Here is an 18,407-nt window from a genome sequence, read left to right as displayed (position 1 = left end):
TGACGTCCGATGTTAGGCGCTGGTCCTCCGCAACGGTTGTGAAAACTGCGGTCCAGAACAGGTCTACTGTGGCGGTAGCGTATAGAGTAGACCTCGAGACGAGTCGAATTACGAGGTCATGGCACCATGACAGACATCCAGCCCACCCCCGTCGCCGATGCCCAATCCGGTAATTTGGTCGATCGCTATGCGCCGCCCTGGCTGAAGCCATACGCGCGGCTGGCGCGCTGGGACCGGCCGATCGGCATCTGGTTGCTGTTCTGGCCCTGCGTCTGGGGGCTGGCGCTGGCCGCGGTCGCCAATCCCGAGCGCGGCTTCGACTGGATTGCGGCCATCCTGATGGTTTTGGGCGCTGCCCTGATGCGCGGCGCCGGCTGTACCTTTAACGACATTGTCGATCGCGATATCGACAGCCAGGTCGCCCGCACCCGCTCGCGGCCGATTCCCTCTGGGCAGGTCACGGCGCGCGAGGCGCTGTATTTCATGATCGCCCAGGCGCTGCTCGCCTCGGTGATCCTGTTCCAGTTCAACCGCTTCACCGTCTGGGCCTGCGTCGCCTCGCTGGTGCTGGTGGCCATCTATCCCTTCATGAAGCGTATTACCTGGTGGCCACAGGCCTTTCTGGGCCTCGCCTTCTCCTATGGCGCGCTGGTCGGCTGGTCATCGCAGACCGGCGGCCTCGGCTGGGCTCCGGTGCTGCTCTATGCTGGCACGATTTTGTGGGTCATCGGCTATGACACGCTCTATGCGCTGCAGGATATCGAAGACGACGCGCTGATCGGCGTCAAATCCACCGCCCGGCTGTTCGGCGATTATGTGAAGCCTGTGGTCGCCGTGCTCTATGTCGGCGCATTCTTGCTCTGGATGGCGGCGGCCCTGCTGATCGGCGCAGGCATCGTCTTCGCCGTTCTCTCCATGGCGGCAGCCGCGCTGCTCGCCTGGCAGGTCTGGACCATCGACCCGGCCCTGCCGGACAATCCCCGCTCGCGCTTTTACAGCAACCACTATGTCGGGATTATTGTGTCGCTGGCACTGCTGGCCGAGTGGGTTTGGTAGGCGGACGTCCCGTACTCCTTGAACGAACCACGCACTCGATGTCATCCCGGCCTTGAGCCGGGATCCATCTCGAGATCTATGGTCTGCCGCAAGGTGGCTCGAACGATCGACCTTGCGGTTGTGGTGTCATCTCAGGATGGGCCCCGGCTCAAGGCCGGGGTGACACCGTGGACGTGGCCCCATTGAGCAAAGACCCTAAAACGCCAAAAGGGCTGACCGCACCACTGGTCAACCCTTTCAACCTGCTTTGGAGGCAGTAGAACTTTTAGTCGTCGGTATGACCCGGCTTGCGGCGGTTGAGGAAGCGCGGGCGGCGGCCGGCTTCGGCCACGAGCTTCCGGCGGCTCTGGCTGTTGCCCAGCGCCACGCCATCAACCTGCTGGCTGTAGGGCATATAGGCGCCATCGCCGGCCTTGATGAACAGCGGCAGGCGGAGCTTCTTGCCCCAGTTCTGCCATTCGGCGACGACGTTGTGATTGCCCTCTTCCTCGAACACGCGATAATTCAGCTCGCTGTCCGAATGGACCAGCTCGATCGAGCTGGTGAGGACGCCTTCTTCCGAAATCCGGGTCGCCACGGCGACGCCGATAAATTCTGTAACCGGTACCTTGACCTTGATGGCCACGCCGCTCTGCTCGAGCATGCGGCGAACCGTGACGGTCTTGACGGGGTCTCGCGGGCCATTGTCATTGGCAGCCACGAAGCGGCGGTCTGCCAGTGCGGGGCGGCCAAAAGCGAGAACGACAGAGGTCCCTTCCATCGCAACACCATGAACCATTTGAATTCGCCTTCCTGTCAACTTCGAGAGCTGGTTTTTGGTGCTCTCTTTATGGCCCCAACATAGCGCGTCCCCTTACCCGCCACCTTAATCGGCTCGGTTAAATTTATGTTGTTTTCCCGAAGGGTTAGCGGGGTATTGCACCGGGTAGGAACCGATTAACCGCGCTGGCTTGGGAGGTGTTAACCCTGCCATATTTGCTGCCGCCATCACGGCTTCCGGCGCGCCTCTTGCCCAAAGGGGGCGCCCGGCCTAAAAGGCCCGCAATGCCTGCACCTGCGACCACATATAGCGACGATCTCGAACTGCTCCGCTCCTCGGCGGTATCGGCCGGCATCATTGCGTCCAGCTTCTTCCGCCGCCCGGTCAAGAGCTGGGACAAGGAGAATTCCTCCCCCGTCAGCGAGGCCGATATTCTTGTCGACCGCTATCTGGCCAATGCGCTGCTGCAAGCGCGGCCAGATTATGGCTGGCTCAGCGAGGAAACCGCCGACAATCCGAGCCGGCTCAATTGTGAACGCGTCTTCGTCGTCGACCCGATCGATGGCACTGGCGGGTTCCTGCGCGGCGAGGACAGCTGGACCGTTTCGCTGGCCGTGGTGGAAAATGGCGTGCCGGTGGCCGGCGTTGTCTATGCCCCGGTGCGCGATGAAATGTATGACGCGGTCAAGGGCGAGGGCGCCCGGCTCAATGGCCGCACACTTGAGCGCAGCCGCCGGGCCGGCGCTGCCCCGGTCATTCCCGCTGCCGGCGCGGTGCACCAGGAAATGCAGGCGGCCGGCCTCCATTATACGCGCGGACCTTATTACCCCTCTTTGGCCTATCGGCTGGTGCAGGTGGCGACCGGCAAGCTCGATGCGGTGGCCAGCCGCCGTGGCAGCCAGGACTGGGATATTGCTGCCGCCGCGCTGATCCTCGATGAATGCGGCGTCGATATCGCCGATGTCTGTGCCGGCTTCCCGCTTTTCAACAGACGAGATGTGCGCCATGGGGCGCTTGCGGCGCTCAGCGATATGAGCCTAAAACCGCTCGTTCACGCGGCGCTGATCAAGGTCTATGGTTGCCCTGCACCCGAGACCGGCGACGCGGAACTGTCCACTCCAACGCATACGGACCTGACCAATGGTTAATCCTACCCCCGACAAGCAGCTGCTGCATCTCGTCATCGGCGGCGAACTTTCGAGCCTCGAAGGCGTGACCTTTGCCGATCTCGACAAGGTCGACATTGTCGGGCTCTACCCCAACTATGCCGCCGCCTATGCCGTGTGGAAGCAGAAGGCCCAGATGACCGTCGACAGCGCCCAGACGCGCTACTTCATCGTGCATCTGCACCGCCTGCTCGAGCCAGAAGCTCCCAAGGCTTAACTGACCAACGCATCCACGATCGCCGCCATCGCACCCGGGCCGCCAATGCGTTGGCGGCCGATATTGGCGAGGCGGCGGCGTTCGTCGTCATCACTAAGCAAATTTGCCAGTGCCGCGCCGATGGCTGGAGCCTCCGGCGGCACCACGGTGCGGGCTTCGCCAAACAGCATCTGCTCATCGGTAAAGCGCGAGCGACGGTCGCGCGGGTTGATGAAGGTGATCACCGGCCGGCCCATGCCGAGCGACTGCACCGTGGCGGTACCGGCCTGCGACAGCACCAGATCCGACGTTGCCAGCAGATTGCCCATGGCCGAACCGCGCGCCATATGGATGGTCAGGTCGCCATCCGACAATTCGCCGAGATCCGCCGGCTCCGCGCTCAGCATGGCGGTGCGCTGCAAGCCGGTCTTTTTCGCCAGATCATCGACATTGACGCTGCCGGCCACCGCCAGGAATACATCCGGCCGCAGGTCGGGCGGCAGGCTGCGCAGCGCATCGACCTGCAGCGCAAAACTCTCCGCCGTCAGCGCCCGGCTGCCCGGCAGCAGCGTCACCGCCTTGGCCTTGTGGCGCCGCGTCCCGGCTTCATAGTCGCCATAGGGAATGGTATCCATCATCACATTGCCGGCCGAGCGGGCGTCGATGCCGATATGCTCCAGCGTACGCGCCAGATTGTCGGCCCGGCAGAACACCGTGGTGCAGGCGCGGCTGATGGTCCAGCGCTCGAGGCTCGAATAGAGCCGCGCCGACCCGGTCTTGTAGACGTCGATATAATAGAGGCCGCGATGGCCCACGGCATAGCTGGCCAGAATGCCGACCATGTCGCCGACCACCACCACGCGATCATATTTGCCGCGGATCTGGCGCAGGAATTTCAGCGCCGGCGGCACGGTGGCCAGACCGCCGGTGGCGATATCGCGGCGCAGCGAGCCCTTTACATTGCGCCAGCCCTCGGACGCCAGCGTGGCGCGGGGGCCGACCACCGGGCAAGTGCCGGCATACGCATTGCCCGAGCCGATCATCGGATAGGCATCGACTTCGATGCTCTTGGGGAGGCTATTGATGATGGCGGCGGCAATGCCATCTTCGCCATGGCCATTGGAGATGAACAGGAACCGGCTGCGGCCCGACGCTCTGGCCTCCACCGTCAGGCTCCGCGGCCGAACCGCTCGAAGGCGGTATTGGCGACCACGGCATCCGCATAGGGCTCCTGCCGGTCAACGCTCCAGTAGAACAGCTCGTCGATGGGGATCGGCTTGCCGGTAATGGCGCAGCGCACGAATGTGCCGGGTTTCAGCACGACATAGTCGCCGTCCATGTAGCGGATTACCGCTTCGGTGGGCGAAAAGCCCTTGTCGAAGATGTTCATGCCGACCGTCCCTTGCCGTTTGATCCGATATAGCGAGCAATGCCCAGGATCAAAAGAGGCTTTCCTGACTGCCGCCATCTGTTGGCGGACGTGGTTTCTTCTTTATCGCCGGGCTGCCGGCAATGGTGGCGCCCACTTCGCCATCGGCGAATTCCACCGTGACCGCATCGCCAGGGCTCAGGCCCGCGCGCTGATGTACCAGATTGCCCTCGGCATCCTTCACCACGGCATAGCCGCGCGCCAGCACGCTGCGATAGCTCAGCGAAACGAGCAGTTTGCCCGACTGGCTCAGGGCGGCGCGCTTTTCCCCGAGGTTCTGCGTGATCCCCGACAGCAACCGCGCCGCCAGCGGCGTCAGCTGGCTCTGCGAATGGCGCAGTTCGGCCTTCAGCGTATTGGGTGAGAGTTTAGGGCCGATCGCCTCGAACAGAGCCCGCTTGCGCTCAACCAGCCGGCCCGCCGCCGCAGCCAGCCGTTCGGCGCGCGGATCATGGGTCAGCCGCGCCCGGTCCACCGTCTTGCGCAATCCGGCATCAGCCCGCAGCGACAGGTTGCGCAGCTTTTCCGACGCTTCCTGGCGCTGACCGACCAGCACGCGTGGATTAAGCTTGGTCTCGACCCGCGAAAACGCGACGCGGCGATCCTGCACCGAATGGCGCAGACCGGTGAACAGATTGCTGGCCGCATGATCGAGCCGCTGGCGCTGTGTTGAGACCAGGTCGGAGGCGCGCGGCAGGCCGGCTGCAGCGGCGCGATAGCGGTCACGGGCCGAACCGGTGAGGCGGCGTGCGGCCTGGCGCTGGCGGGAACCGAGGTCGTCGACATAGCCGATCAGCTCGGCCCGCACCGGCACGGCGGCCTCGGCGGCAGCGGTCGGCGTTGGCGCTCGCATGTCCGAGGCATAGTCGATCAGCGTGGTATCGGTTTCGTGGCCGACGGCGGAAATCACCGGAATATCGCTGCCGGCCACAGCGCGCACCACGGCTTCTTCGTTGAAGCCCCAGAGATCCTCGATCGAGCCGCCGCCGCGGGCGACGATCAGGATGTCCGGGCGCGGGATCGGCCCATTGGGCAGCAGCGCGTTGAACCCCTCGATGGCATTGACCACTTCGGGGGCGCAGGTATCGCCCTGCACGCGCACCGGCCAGACCAGCACATGGCTGGGGAAACGATCATCGAGCCGATGCAGGATATCGCGGATCACCGCACCGGTCGGCGAGGTAATGACGCCGATGACGCGCGGCAGGTAGGGCAGGGCGCGCTTGCGCTCCTTGGCAAACAACCCTTCGGCCCCCAGCTTGCGGCGGCGCTCTTCCAAGAGCGCCATCAGCGCACCAGCGCCGGCTGGCTCGATATTGTCGATGACGATCTGGTATTTGCTGGAGCGCGGGAAAGTGGTCAGCCGTCCGGTGGCTATGACCTCCATGCCCTCTTCGGGCTTGAAGCTCAGCTTGGCGAAATTGCCCTTCCAGACCACGGCGTCGATCGAGGCCGCGTCATCCTTGAGGGTGAAATAGGCATGGCCCGACGAATGCTGGCCGCGATAGCCGGAAATCTCCCCGCGCACCCGCACATGGCCAAACTCGTCCTCGACAGTGCGTTTGACCGCCTGGGCGATCTCGCTGACGGTAAATTCGGCGGCATTGGTCAGGGCTTCGGCCATGCCTTCTGGTGCGAGATTTGGCGGGTGAGGTCAAGCCTCTCTTCCCTGTCCCTCAACGGGAGAAGAAAGAACTACTCCGCCGCTTCCGCCTCAGGCTGCCGCGGCAGATCGAGATTCCCCATCGACTGCACGATATGATTGGCCAGCGCGTCGTAAATCCCGCCATAGGCATGGCTCGCCCGCTTCAGCGCGATCTGAGCATCGTCCAGCCGCGGCAGGCCGGCTTCGTCGCTGACCACGCGCATGCCGGGCTGCAGCGCGCTTTCCGGCAGGAAGCCGACGGCCAGGTCCGACAGCACGGCGCTCGAAATCGCGGTGGCGTTGGAGGAGGTATAGGCGATGCGATATTCCTTGCCGACCCGGTCGAGCGCCGCCATCGCGTCCTTGCGCCAGATGCAGTAATGCGGCCCGCTGGCGATGGCGATCGGCTCGCTGGCCAAGGCGCGGCCGCCGTGGCTGGCCACCCAGAACATTTTTTCGGTGCGGAACAGCTCGCCGTAATTCTGCTCGGTGCCCTGGGTGAAGCAGATCAGGTCATAGCGCCCGGCGCGCATGCCTTCCAACAAGTGCTCGGAGGCCATGCAGGACACGTCCACGGCGATCTTGGGATGGGTGCGCTGGAAGCTGGAGAGGATCACCGGCAAGAGGCGCACGGCATAATCATCCGGCACGCCGAAGCGGATCGAACCGGCCAGATCGCCCTCGGAAAAGTGGTCGAGGATTTCCGCATTGGTGCGCAGCATTTTCCGGGCGCGGGAATACAGCGCCTCGCCATGCAGGGTCAGCGTAACCGTGCGGCCATCGCGGGCGAGCAGGCTCTGGCCGAGCCGTTCCTCCAGCCGTTTGATCTGCATCGAGACCGCCGACTGGGTCTTGTTCACGCGCCGCGCCGCCTCGGTAAAGCTGCCGCAATCGGCAATGGCGCAGAAGCTCTGTAACTGGTCGAGATCGAGCGGTGCACTCATCGTGGCATCCATCACTCAAATTGATAAAGCGGATGAAATCTATTTGTTGGACGAATAGTTGTCCAGAGCGCTATTTCATCAGCATCGGCGCAGTGACCTGCATCGAACCCCGCCGTCTCCCTTCGGCACAACCACATGTCTGGAAAACCATCATGGCTCTCTCGCTTCCCGGCGAGCGGTCTCTTGCGGCCGCCACGCCCGCCAATCCGTTTGTCGCTTTCACGCGCTGGATCGCCAAGGCACAGGCCGCCCGAACCCGTCGGGTTGCCCTGTCCGCCTTGCTGGAACTCGATCATTCCCGTCTGAGCGATCTCGGCATTTCGCGTGACGATGTCACCGCAGCCATCGCAGCGCCCCAGGGCGCGCGTCTGCTGAACACCGCGCGGGCGCGCAACTCGCACGCCTGATTGCGCGTATCTATTGCGCCAGTGCCTCCCGCTGGCGCCAATTCGTTGGTACGGAAATTTTTACGAGCGGTCGTGCCATCTTCGGACCGGTTTTGCCACCGGTCCCGTTTCCTGATGACTTGCCGGACAGCGCCTCGCGCTTGTCCGGCTTTTTTCTGTCAGGACTTACGGCAGCTGGGCAAAGCCTTCTTCAAAGCCTTTCAGCGACACCGGAATGCCGATGCCTTCTTCGGGCGTCTTGAACACTACGAAGATTGCGCTTTCGCCCTTGGACAGGGTTTCGATCAGGCTGTCGTCGAGCACGACTTCGGCCACGCAGCCATTGGGCAGGCAGCGCACGAAGGCAACGCGCCCCATATCCTCGCCATCGACATTGAGGCCCAGCCCATTGGGCAGCAGCACGCCGAGCGGCGCCAAGACCCGCAGCAGGCGCGCTTCGCGATCGGCGGTGCGCAGCACGATGACCGAGAGGCCGACATTGGGCTGATCTTCGGCCATGACATTCTGGATAATGGCGCATTGCTCGAAGCTCGCGCCGGGCGGCGTATCGCAGCTCATCTGCCAGTCGCCATATTCGGCGCGCACCACGCCCTGGCCAAAGCTGGCGCCGGTTGCCGCTGCTGCGGCCATCACGGCAAGGCCCAAACCGGCCAGGCGACGCTTCACAATTGGCTTCACTCTATCACTTCTCCCGTCGAATCGCGCGCTCGCGCGAGCAGTCTCGTGTTTCCGACAGGCCAGTGGGCAAGTCAACCAAGGCCCGGAAATGCTAGGGTTATGCCTCGGCAACTGCGGCGAGGGTGAGGCATTTTTTGCCATAACCCGCACAATATGACGCAGTGGCGCCCGGTTAGGCCGCCATAGACTCGCTCTTTGCGATATGATTTAGGTCAGCGCAGAGTTTTGCGCTCCGAGGTTGAGTCGGGGCGGCGTTGTCTATGCCGCTGTTTTCGTCCCTCAATCCCGGTGTGGATACACCAATTGAAGTCGACAGGGGGTTTAGGTGACCGGGCAGTTCTTGACAAAGATGGGGGCTCTTTCGGCGGCCGCAATGGCGCTGACCCCGACTTTTGCCGCGGCGCAGGAAGAGACTGGCTATACGGCTGGCCATCCGCTCCCCGGCCAGTTCCACCTGCAGCGTTCCGTGACCCCAATCATGGACTCCATCACGGCCTTCCATGATGGCATCCTGATGTGGTCGATCTCGCTGATCGTGGCCCTGGTGCTGGCGCTGCTGGTGTGGATCGTCATCCGCTACAATGCCAAGCGCAACCCGGTCCCGGCGGCCTTCACCCACAATACCGCTATCGAGGTGGTCTGGACGGTCCTGCCGATCGTCGCGCTGATCGTCATCGCCATTCCCTCTTTCGGCGTGCTGAGCGACCAGCTCACCACCCCTGATGGCGAGCGCAAGTATCTCGGCTCCAACATTTTCTCCTTCGGCGAAGTCGAAGTGCCGGCCCCCGAGCTGACCATCAAGGCCACCGGCCAGCAGTGGTATTGGGATTATGAATATGTCGATCAGGGCGTGGCTCTGACCTCGATCATGATGAACGAGACCGATCGCACCGCCACCAAGCCGAACCAGCCGCGCCTGCTGGCCGTCGACAACGAACTCGTCGTTCCTGTCGATACCACTGTGCGCCTGCAGGTCACCGCCGATCCGATGGGCGTGATCCACGCTTTTGCCGTGCCGTCCTTCGGCGTCAAGATCGACGCCGTGCCCGGCCGCCTCAACGAAACCTGGTTCAACGCCCGCGAAACCGGCCTCTATTATGGCCAGTGCTCGGAGCTTTGCGGCAAGGACCACGCCTTCATGCCGATCGCCGTGCGCGTCGTCACCAAGGATGAATTTGCAGCCTACATGACGGCGTTCCAGGCAGGCGACTACAACGCCGGCAACGCCACGCTTGCAGCTGTGCAGTAAGAACACGGGTCAGGGGAACTACAACAATGGCTGACACGACCGCCCACCTCGAAGCCCACGCGACCGGCCACGACGCCGCCTCGCATCACGAACCGACCGGCTGGCGCCGTTGGGTCTATTCGACCAACCACAAAGACATCGGCGTCATGTACCTGATCTTCGCCATCGTGGCGGGCATCCTGGGTGGCCTGCTGTCCGGCGTGATGCGCATGGAGCTGCAGGAGCCCGGCATCCAGATTTTCCACGGCCTCGCAGCCATGGTCTACGGTGTTGATGGTGATGCGGCGCTCGACGCCGGCAAGCACATGTACAACGTCTTCACCACGGCGCATGCGCTGATCATGGTGTTCTTCGTGGTCATGCCCGCCACCATGGGCGGCTTTGCCAACTATTTCGCTCCGCTGATGATCGGCGCGCCCGATACCGCTTTCCCGCGTATCAACAACATCGCCTTCTGGCTGTTGCCGCCCGCTTTCATCCTGCTGCTGATGTCCCTGTTCTTCGAGGGCACTGGCCCTGGCGCGCTCGGCTTTGGTGGCGGCTGGACCATCTATCCGCCGCTGTCGACCACCGGCCATCCTGGCCCGGCCATGGATTTTGCCATCCTGTCGCTGCACGTCGCCGGCGTCTCGTCGATCCTCGGTGCGATCAACCTGATCACCACCATTTTCAACATGCGCGCACCGGGCATGACGCTGCACAAGATGCCGCTGTTTGCCTGGTCGGTTCTGGTGACTGCCTTCCTGCTGCTGCTGGCCCTGCCAGTGCTGGCCGGTGCCATCACCATGCTGCTGACCGACCGTAACTTCGGCACCGCTTTCTTCAAGCCGGCCGAGGGTGGCGATCCGATCCTGTTCCAGCACCTGTTCTGGTTCTTCGGTCACCCCGAAGTGTACATCATGATCCTGCCGGGCTTCGGCATCATCAGCCACATCGTCTCGACCTTCTCGCGCAAGCCGATCTTTGGCTACATGGCCATGGCCTACGCAATGGTCGCCATCGGCTTCGTCGGTTTCGTCGTGTGGGCTCACCACATGTACACGACTGGCCTCAGCCTTGACGTGCAGCGCTACTTCGTGGCCGCCACCATGGTCATCGCGGTGCCGACCGGCGTGAAAATCTTCTCGTGGATCGCCACCATGTGGGGCGGCTCGATCACCTTCAAGTCGCCCATGCTCTGGGCCATCGGCTTCATCTTCCTGTTCACCGTTGGTGGTGTGACCGGCGTGGTGCTGGCCAATGCCGGTGCCGACCGTGCCCTGCACGACACCTATTACGTGGTTGCCCACTTCCACTACGTGCTGTCGCTGGGTGCCGTGTTCTCGATCTTTGCCGGTTGGTACTATTGGTACCCGAAGATGTTCGGCTGGCTCTACAACGAGACCCTGGCCAAGCTGCACTTCTGGGTGATGTTCGTCGGCGTGAACCTGATCTTCTTCCCGCAGCATTTCCTCGGCCTCGCTGGCATGCCGCGCCGCTACATCGACTATCCGGATGCGTTTGGCTTCTTCAACCGCATCTCCTCGATCGGCTATTACATCACCTTCGTTGCCATGCTGATCTTCTTCTATGCAACTTGGGAAGCCAGCCGCAAGAAACGCCCGGCCGGTGACAATCCGTGGGGTGAAGGTGCAACGACGCTCGAATGGACCCTGTCCAGCCCGCCGCCGTTCCACCAGTTCACGACCCTTCCGCGCATTGAATCGACCAACGCGCACTAAGCTCATCCGGGCCGCTTCGGCGGCCCGGCTCTAACAAACCAGCAAGGCAAGGCCAGTGGCTCTGATCGACGACAGCAGGACCCTATCGGGCATGACCGGCGAAGCCGGCGTGGGGGATTACCTCGCGCTGCTGAAGCCGACTGTCATGCAACTGGTGGTGTTCACCGGCTTCGTCGGTCTGGTCGTGGCGCCCGGCGGTATCAACCCGTTCATCGCGCTGATCGCCGTCGCCTGCATCGCCATCGGTGCCGGTGGGTCGGCCGCGCTCAACATGTGGTATGATAGTGATATCGACGCCATCATGAGCCGCACCCAGAACCGCCCGATCCCTTCCGGTCGCATGACCCGCGAGGAAGCCCTGGTCTTTGGCACGGTGCTGTCGGTGTTCTCGGTGGCGCTGCTCGGCCTTGCCACCAATTGGATCGCCGCCGGCTGGCTGGCTTTCACCATCTTCTTTTACGTCGTCATCTACACGATGTGGCTTAAGCGCTCGACCCCGCAGAACATCGTCATCGGTGGCGCGGCAGGGGCCTTCCCACCGATCGTCGGCTGGGCCGCCGTCACCGGCACGGTCTCGCTCGAGAGCGTGGTCTTGTTCCTGATCATCTTCCTCTGGACCCCGCCGCATTTCTGGGCGCTGGCGCTCTACAAGCAGTCCGACTATGGCGCTGCCGGCGTGCCGATGATGCCTAACGTCAAGGGCAATCAGTCGACCAAGGTCCAGATCTTTGTCTACACGCTGCTGCTGGCCGCCTCGGCCATGCTGCCGACCGTACTCGGCTTCGCCGGCTGGATCTATACGACTGTGGCCGTCGTCACTGGCCTATCGTTCAGCTACCTCTCCTGGCGTCTGCTGCTGACCCGTGAAGACGTGGCCATGCGCAAATCGGCGCGGAGCCTTTTCACCTATTCGCTCAGCTACCTGTTCATCGTGTTCTTCGCGTTCATGACCGACAACCTGCTGACCCGCTTCGGGACCTTTGGCTGATGAGCGCACCCAACGAAATCACCGCCGTCGAACTCGAAAGCCCGGAAGTCGCCGCCAAGCGCGCCCGTGTGCGTCGCCGCCGTTCGATTGCTCTCGCCATCGCTCTGGCGATTTTCGCCATCACCTTCTACACGCTGACCATCGTCAAGATGGGGCCGGCGCTGTTCGATCGGGCGCTCTGATGGCCGAGCTCAACCACCCCGGCATTGATCCTGCCATGGCCAAGCGCAACAAACGCGTGGCGATGAGCGGTCTGCTGCTGGCCGCCAGCATGGTTGGCTTGGCCTATGTCTCAGTGCCGCTCTACAACATCTTCTGCCAGGTCACCGGCTTCGGCGGCACGCCCGGCAAGGCGACCGACAATCCCAAGGGCATTATCGACCGCGAGATGACCGTGCGGTTCGATTCCAATGTCGCCAATGATCTCGCCTGGACGGTCAAGGCCGCGCCCCATATCACCGACAAGATCGGCGCGGTCGACACGGTCAATTATGTGGCCACCAATAATTCGGACAAGCCGATCACCGGCATGGCCATTTTCAACGTCTCGCCCGAACGGGCCGGCGTCTATTTCAACAAGATCGAATGCTTCTGCTTCACCGAGCAGACGCTGCAGCCCGGCGAGACCGTCGACATGCCGATCGTGTTTTTCGTCGATCCCGAGCTCGACGACAATCAAGAGCTCGACACCATCAAAGAGATTACGCTCTCTTATACTTTCTACGCTTCAGACAACGAGGGAAGCTGAGCATGGCCGATCTAGCCAAGAACCATGACTATCACATGGTCGAACCAAGCCCATGGCCCTTCGCCATGTCGGCGGCCGTCCTCATCATGGCCATGGGTGGCATCTTCTGGATGCACCACTGGACCCCATGGGTGTTCTTCATCGGTCTCGCTGGCGTGCTTTACGTCATGTATGCCTGGTGGAGCGATGTGGTGAAGGAAGCCAATACCGGCTTCCATACCCCAGTCGTGCAGATGCACCACCGCTACGGCATGATGCTGTTCATCGCCTCCGAAGTGATGGTGTTCTTCGGCTTCTTCTGGGCCTATTTCGATGGCTTCTTCCGTCTCGATGACGTCGAGCAGTACGCCCGCGTTGCCGCCACGGGCGGCATCTGGCCCCCGACCGGCGTCGAGCTGTTCGACCCCTTCCACCTGCCGCTGTTCAATACGCTGCTGCTGCTGACCTCGGGCACCACCGTGACCTGGGCACACCATGCGCTTCTCGAAGGCGACCGCGAGGGTCTCAAGTGGGGACTGGTGCTGACCGTGCTGCTCGGTGCCGTCTTCACCGGCGTGCAGATCCTCGAATATTCCGAAGCCCAGTTTGCCTTCTCCGGCAATATGTATGGCGCGACCTTCTTCATGGCGACTGGCCTGCATGGCTTCCACGTCTTCATCGGTACGGTCTTCCTGCTGGTCTGCCTGATCCGTGCGCTCAAGGGTGATTTCACCCCCGAACGCCACCTCGGCTTCGAATTTGCCGCCTGGTACTGGCACTTCGTCGACGTGGTCTGGCTGTTCCTGTTTGCCTCAATCTATGTATGGGGCAGCTGGGGCGTGGCACTCCACCACTAGACCCGCCAGGACAATTTCGACGGGGCGCAGCAAACCAGCTGCGCCCCGATCTCTTTGGAGACCAGCTTGGTCCAGCCCCAGCCTTTTCTGACCGGTCTCAAATGCCGCTGCCCGCGCTGCGGCAAGGGCAAGCTGTTCTCCGGCTATCTCAAGGTGGCGCCCAGCTGCGCTGTCTGCGGCCTCGATCTCAAATTCGCCGATAGCGGCGACGGCCCGGCAATCTTCGTCATCTTCCTCGTGGCGCCGATCATCATCCTCCTGGCGCTGTTCGTCGGCGCCACTTTCAACCCGGCGCCCTATGTCCACCTGATCCTCTGGATCCCCACCACGCTGATCCTGTCGCTGGCCCTGCTGCCGCCGTTCAAGGGCGTGCTGGTCGCCCTGCAATATCGCCACGACGCCCATGAGGGGCACCAATGACGCAAATTCGCCGCCTCGGCCGAGGCATGACCATCACCTTCATCGTGCTGATGCTGGCCCTCGCCGCCACCTGCGCCTGGCTCGGCACCTGGCAGATGCATCGTCTCGCCGAAAAGGAAGCGCTGATCGCCGCCGTCGCCGCGCGCCTCGATGCCACGCCGATCCCGGTGCCGCCATCGGCCGATTGGTCCGCGCTCGACCTCGAAGCGCTCAATTTCCAGCCGGTCTCGATGACCGGCAGCTTCCGCTACAACCAGACAGTCACCGTCTTCACCAGCCTCGCCAATGCCAATGGCCCTGCTTCCGGTCCCGGCTATTGGGTGGTGACGCCCTTCGTTCTGGCCGAGGGCGGCACGGTCTTCGTCAATCGCGGCTTCATTCCGGAAGAATTCCAGGAAGCCGCCGTCACCGACGGCGACAATGCCGAGACCCAGGTGACGATCTCGGGCCTGCTTCGCCCTGGCGAAAAAGCCGGCTTCATGACGCCGGGCCCCAACACCTCCGACCGCATCGAATGGGTCCGCGACCCTGAGCGCCTAGCCGCCATGGTCGATCCCGCCCTGACACCCGTCGCGCCTTTCTATGTCGACCTCTCCGCCGGCGCTCCGGGTGAGCTGCCGCAGGCCGGCGAGACCGTCGTCGAATTCCCCAACAACCACCTCGGCTATGCCTACACCTGGTACGGCTTCGCCATCGTCGCTGTGGTCATGCTGGGCTATTGGGTGTGGCGGGAACGTGCGAACCGAAAGGATTGAGCCAGCAAACTTGCGGTTCAGCGCCCGTTTGACTAGGTTGCAACAATTCTAAGAAGGCACATTCCCGTAAATGCAGTTTGTCTCTACGCGTGGCCAGGCGCCCGTGCTCGGTTTCTCCGATGCCGTTCTGGCAGGTCTGGCTTCCGACGGCGGGCTTTATGTGCCGCAAAGCTGGCCGCAGATCAGCCCGGATGAAATCTCCAGCTTCGCCGGTAAGCCCTATGCCGATGTCGCCTATGCCATCATCAGCCGCTTCACCGGCGACGAGATCGCGCCGGCCAAGCTCAAGGCCATCCTCGACGAGTCGTACGCCACCTTCCGCCACCCCTCGGTGACGCCGTTGGTCGAGCTCGAGCCCAATCATTTCGTGCTGGAGCTGTTCCACGGCCCGACCCTGGCCTTCAAGGACGTGGCCATGCAGTTCCTCAGCCGGGTGATGGATCACATCCTGCTCGAGCGCGGCCTCAAGGCAACCATCGTTGGCGCCACCTCAGGCGATACCGGCTCGGCGGCCATCGAAGCCTTCCGCGGCCGCGACACTACCGACATTTTCATCCTGCATCCGCTCGGCCGCACCTCGCCAGTGCAGCGCCGCCAGATGACCACCGTGCTCGACCACAATGTGCATAATATTGCGCTCAAAGGCACGTTTGACGACTGCCAGAACGTGGTCAAGGCCATGTTCAACAACCATGGCTTCCGCGACCGCGTGCGTCTTTCAGGCGTCAATTCGATCAACTGGGGTCGCATCGTCGCGCAGATTGTCTATTACTTCACTTCGGCAGTTTCGCTGGGTTCGCCGCATCGCAATGTCAGCTTCACCGTGCCGACCGGCAATTTCGGCGACATCTTTGCCGGCTATTGTGCCAAGGCCATGGGCCTGCCGATCGAGCGCCTGGTCATTGCCACCAATGCCAATGACATCCTGCGCCGCACCTTCGATACCGGCCGGTACGAGATGGATGGCGTTGCCCCCACCATCAGCCCGTCGATGGATATCCAGATTTCGTCCAATTTCGAACGCCTGCTGTTCGAAAGCGCCGGCCGCGATACTGCGGCCGTGCTGCGCATGATGGATGGCCTCAAGCAATCCGGCGGCTTTGCCGTGCCGGAGAATGCGCTGGCCGCCATCCGTCGTGATTTCGCTGCTGGCACCACCGGCGAGGCCGAAACCAAGGCGACGATTTCCATGACGCTCAAGGCGGCGGGATATCTTCTGGATCCACACACCGCCGTGGGCGTTAGTGTTGCGCGCCACCAGGCGCATGGCGCCACGCCAATGATTACCCTGGGCACCGCCCATCCAGCCAAATTCCCGGCTGCCGTACACGAGGCGACCGGCTTCGAGCCATCGCTGCCGACCTGGCTGGCCGACCTGCATGCCCGCGAGGAACGCCTCAGCGTCCTTGCCAACGACCAGTCTGCGGTCGAAGACTTCATTTCAGCGCGTACGCGCGCTGCCTGACGCATACCGACGTTGGCGGTCACTGGATCGCCGCGCCGCGGGGAGGAGCCTTGCGTGAGCGTACAATCGACGACCCTTGATAATGGCATGGTGGTTCTCACCGACGACATGCCGCATCTCGAAAGTGCTTCGCTCGGCGTCTGGGTCAAGGCCGGCGCCCGCAGCGAGCGCAAGACCGAGCATGGCATTTCGCATCTGCTCGAGCACATGGCCTTCAAGGGCACCACCTCGCGCAACGCGCTGGAGATCGCCGAAGCCATCGAAAATGTCGGCGGTGACCTCAATGCCGCGACCTCCATCGAGCATACCGGCTATTTCGCCCGCGTGCTCAAGGAAGACGTGGTGCTGGCCGCCGATATCCTCAGCGACATCCTGCAGAATTCGCTGTTCGACGAAGACGAACTGACCCGAGAAAAGCAGGTCATCGTCCAGGAAATCGGCGCGGCGCGCGACAATCCCGATGACCACGTCTTCGATCTGTTCCAGGCCGCCGCTTTCCCGACCCAGCCGATTGGCCGCACCATTCTGGGCACCGTCGATTCGGTGCGAGACATCACCGCCGATACCGTCCGCAAATATATGAACCGCAACTATGTCGGCGATCACATGGTGATGGCCGCCGCCGGCAATGTGGACCACGAGGGCCTGGTGCAGGTGGCGCGCGAGCGCTTCGCCGACCTCAAGCCCAATGGCGCCCCGGCCCCGCAGCGCGCCGAATATCAGGGCGGCGAAGAGCGGCTGATCTCCGATCACGAACAGGCCCATATCGTCGTCGGCTTCGAAGGCCGGGCCTATAATGCCGATGGCTTCTATGCCGCGCAGGTTCTGGCTTCGATTCTCGGCGGCGGCATGAGCTCGCGCCTGTTCCAGGAAGTGCGCGAAAAGCGTGGCCTCTGCTATTCGGTCTATTCCTTCCACTGGGCCTTTGCCGATAGCGGCGTCTTCGGCGTCGCAGCCGCAACCGGTGAAGACGAAGTGGCTGACCTGGTTCCCGTCGTGCTCGACGAGCTCAAGCGCGCCACCGAAAGCATCACCGATGACGAGGTGATCCGCGTCCGCAACCAGATCCGCGCGGGCCTTTTGATGTCGCTCGAAAGCCCCTCGGCTCGCGCCGGCCAACTGGCGCGTCAGCAGATCCTCTGGGGCCGTCCAATCCCCATGCAGGAGACGGTCGATCGCATCAATGCCATCACCACCCAGCGCGTGCAGGACGTGGCCGAGCAGATCTTTACCCAGGGCACGCCGACGCTGGCGGGCATCGGGCCGATCGGCAATCTGCCCGATCTGGGTGCCATCAGCGACCACCTGAAGCGCTGAGGCCGCCACACTGCCATGCTCTGGCCCTGGTCATCCCCCGCTCCTCTGATCGCGCTGCACGGCCCGCGGGTGACCCTGCGCCTGCCGCAGATGGGCGACTATGAGGCGTGGTATCACTTGCGCCATTCCAGCCGGGATTTTCTAAAACCCTTCGAGCCGCGCTGGACCGAGGCCGATCTCGGCCGCCGCGTATTTGCCATGCGGGTCAAGCGCGCCCGCATCGAGGCGGAGGAGGGGACCGACTATTCCTTCTTCGTCTTCCTCACCACCGGCGTGCAGGACACCCTCGTTGGCGGCATAACCCTCTCCAACATCCGCCGCCGCGCCGCCCAATTCGTCAATCTTGGCTATTGGATGGGCCAGCCCTTTGCCGGCAAGGGGTTGATGAGCGAGGCCGTGGCGCTGAGCCTGCCCTTCATTTTTGAGACGCTCGACCTGCATCGTGTCCACGCTGCCTTCCTGCCCGGTAATATGGCCTCGCGCCGTGTGCTGGAAAAGAATGGCTTCATCGAGGAGGGCTTTGCCGAGAACTATCTGCAGATTAACGGCCGCTGGGAGAACCACGTGCTGTTCGGCCTGACCCGCGAGCGCTACGATATCGGGCGCTATACAGGCCGCATCGTCTGA

Annotated in this window: 21 protein-coding genes; 15 read left to right on the top strand and 6 right to left on the bottom strand. The window is 62.8% G+C overall.

All coding sequences use genetic code 11. The features are described from left to right. The first annotated feature begins 126 nt into the window (after nt 1-126). Nucleotides 127-1,056, top strand: a complete 930-nt coding sequence (ubiA, locus tag BM045_RS05860) for a 4-hydroxybenzoate octaprenyltransferase (RefSeq protein ID WP_092180491.1) — start codon at nt 127-129, stop codon at nt 1,054-1,056. A gap of 265 nt (nt 1,057-1,321) precedes the next feature. Here ubiA and BM045_RS05855 read toward each other — a convergent pair whose 3' ends face one another. Further along, a complete protein-coding gene (locus BM045_RS05855) occupies nt 1,322-1,816 on the bottom strand; it encodes a DUF6101 family protein (protein ID WP_092180489.1) in 495 nt (164 codons plus the stop codon). A gap of 284 nt (nt 1,817-2,100) precedes the next feature. Here BM045_RS05855 and BM045_RS05850 point away from each other — a divergent pair, with 284 nt between their 5' ends. Then, nucleotides 2,101-2,964: a 3'(2'),5'-bisphosphate nucleotidase CysQ gene (locus tag BM045_RS05850; RefSeq protein WP_092180487.1), complete on the top strand. Its 864-nt coding sequence runs from the start codon at nt 2,101-2,103 to the stop codon at nt 2,962-2,964. Continuing rightward, nucleotides 2,957-3,199 carry a DUF4170 domain-containing protein gene (locus tag BM045_RS05845; protein WP_092180485.1) on the top strand — a complete coding sequence of 81 codons (243 nt, stop codon included), beginning with the start codon at nt 2,957-2,959 and terminating at the stop codon, nt 3,197-3,199. Before BM045_RS05850 ends, BM045_RS05845 begins: the two co-directional genes overlap by 8 nt. Here the strand turns inward: BM045_RS05845 and BM045_RS05840 are convergent. The 4 genes from BM045_RS05840 to BM045_RS05825 form a co-directional block, all read right to left on the bottom strand. After that, nucleotides 3,196-4,344, bottom strand: a complete 1,149-nt coding sequence (locus BM045_RS05840; RefSeq protein WP_092180483.1) for a glycosyltransferase family protein — start codon at nt 4,342-4,344, stop codon at nt 3,196-3,198. The genes BM045_RS05845 and BM045_RS05840 overlap by 4 nt on opposite strands. 2 nt (nt 4,345-4,346) lie before the next feature. Beyond that, nucleotides 4,347-4,568: a DUF2093 domain-containing protein gene (locus tag BM045_RS05835; RefSeq protein ID WP_092180481.1), complete on the bottom strand. Its 222-nt coding sequence runs from the start codon at nt 4,566-4,568 to the stop codon at nt 4,347-4,349. A gap of 49 nt (nt 4,569-4,617) precedes the next feature. Next, the gene (gene xseA, locus BM045_RS05830; RefSeq protein ID WP_092180479.1) at nt 4,618-6,231 is read right to left on the bottom strand and encodes an exodeoxyribonuclease VII large subunit; all 1,614 of its coding nucleotides are present in this window, start codon (nt 6,229-6,231) and stop codon (nt 4,618-4,620) included. Between the two features lie 71 nt (nt 6,232-6,302). Further along, the gene (locus BM045_RS05825) at nt 6,303-7,196 is read right to left on the bottom strand and encodes a LysR family transcriptional regulator (RefSeq protein WP_170848392.1); all 894 of its coding nucleotides are present in this window, start codon (nt 7,194-7,196) and stop codon (nt 6,303-6,305) included. 152 nt (nt 7,197-7,348) lie between these two features. Here BM045_RS05825 and BM045_RS05820 point away from each other — a divergent pair, with 152 nt between their 5' ends. Next, nucleotides 7,349-7,603 (top strand): hypothetical protein, encoded by a 255-nt coding sequence (locus BM045_RS05820; protein ID WP_092180475.1) that lies wholly within the window; start codon nt 7,349-7,351, stop codon nt 7,601-7,603. Nucleotides 7,604-7,768: 165 nt separating this feature from the next. Here the strand turns inward: BM045_RS05820 and BM045_RS05815 are convergent, their stop codons facing one another. Then, a complete protein-coding gene (locus BM045_RS05815; RefSeq protein WP_092181001.1) occupies nt 7,769-8,233 on the bottom strand; it encodes an invasion associated locus B family protein in 465 nt (154 codons plus the stop codon). A 421-nt stretch (nt 8,234-8,654) separates the two neighbouring features. Between BM045_RS05815 and coxB the strand changes: the two genes are divergently transcribed. The 11 genes from coxB (at nt 8,655) to BM045_RS05760 (ending at nt 18,407) form a co-directional block, all read left to right on the top strand. Next, a complete protein-coding gene (coxB, locus tag BM045_RS05810) occupies nt 8,655-9,530 on the top strand; it encodes a cytochrome c oxidase subunit II (RefSeq protein ID WP_092180473.1) in 876 nt (291 codons plus the stop codon). Nucleotides 9,531-9,556: 26 nt separating this feature from the next. Next, on the top strand, nt 9,557-11,251 hold the full coding sequence (gene ctaD, locus BM045_RS05805; protein WP_092180471.1) for a cytochrome c oxidase subunit I: 1,695 nt from the start codon (nt 9,557-9,559) through the stop codon (nt 11,249-11,251). 91 nt (nt 11,252-11,342) lie between these two features. Next, complete coding sequence (gene cyoE / locus BM045_RS05800) at nt 11,343-12,239, top strand: heme o synthase (protein WP_092180469.1); 897 nt, start codon at nt 11,343-11,345, stop codon at nt 12,237-12,239. Beyond that, complete coding sequence (locus tag BM045_RS05795) at nt 12,239-12,421, top strand: hypothetical protein (RefSeq protein ID WP_092180467.1); 183 nt, start codon at nt 12,239-12,241, stop codon at nt 12,419-12,421. The genes cyoE and BM045_RS05795 overlap by 1 nt, the downstream gene beginning before the upstream one ends. After that, the gene (locus BM045_RS05790) at nt 12,421-12,987 is read left to right on the top strand and encodes a cytochrome c oxidase assembly protein (RefSeq protein WP_092180465.1); all 567 of its coding nucleotides are present in this window, start codon (nt 12,421-12,423) and stop codon (nt 12,985-12,987) included. Before BM045_RS05795 ends, BM045_RS05790 begins: the two co-directional genes overlap by 1 nt. Before the next feature lie 2 nt (nt 12,988-12,989). Continuing rightward, nucleotides 12,990-13,823 carry a cytochrome c oxidase subunit 3 gene (locus BM045_RS05785; protein WP_092180463.1) on the top strand — a complete coding sequence of 278 codons (834 nt, stop codon included), beginning with the start codon at nt 12,990-12,992 and terminating at the stop codon, nt 13,821-13,823. Between the two features lie 66 nt (nt 13,824-13,889). Next, nucleotides 13,890-14,243: a DUF983 domain-containing protein gene (locus BM045_RS05780; protein WP_244522885.1), complete on the top strand. Its 354-nt coding sequence runs from the start codon at nt 13,890-13,892 to the stop codon at nt 14,241-14,243. Further along, nucleotides 14,240-14,998: an SURF1 family protein gene (locus BM045_RS05775; protein ID WP_092180459.1), complete on the top strand. Its 759-nt coding sequence runs from the start codon at nt 14,240-14,242 to the stop codon at nt 14,996-14,998. The genes BM045_RS05780 and BM045_RS05775 overlap by 4 nt, the downstream gene beginning before the upstream one ends. A gap of 70 nt (nt 14,999-15,068) precedes the next feature. After that, on the top strand, nt 15,069-16,463 hold the full coding sequence (gene thrC / locus BM045_RS05770) for a threonine synthase (protein ID WP_092180457.1): 1,395 nt from the start codon (nt 15,069-15,071) through the stop codon (nt 16,461-16,463). Between the two features lie 54 nt (nt 16,464-16,517). After that, a complete protein-coding gene (locus BM045_RS05765) occupies nt 16,518-17,780 on the top strand; it encodes a M16 family metallopeptidase (protein ID WP_092180455.1) in 1,263 nt (420 codons plus the stop codon). Nucleotides 17,781-17,795: 15 nt separating this feature from the next. Continuing rightward, entirely contained in the window at nt 17,796-18,407 is a 612-nt protein-coding gene (locus BM045_RS05760) for a GNAT family N-acetyltransferase (protein WP_092180453.1), read from the top strand.

This window comes from Devosia sp. YR412 (assembly GCF_900110945.1).
Taxonomy (GTDB): Bacteria; Pseudomonadota; Alphaproteobacteria; order Rhizobiales; family Devosiaceae; genus Devosia.
Note: the sequence above shows the minus strand (reverse complement) of the source record. Positions and strands in the feature narration are given on the sequence as shown.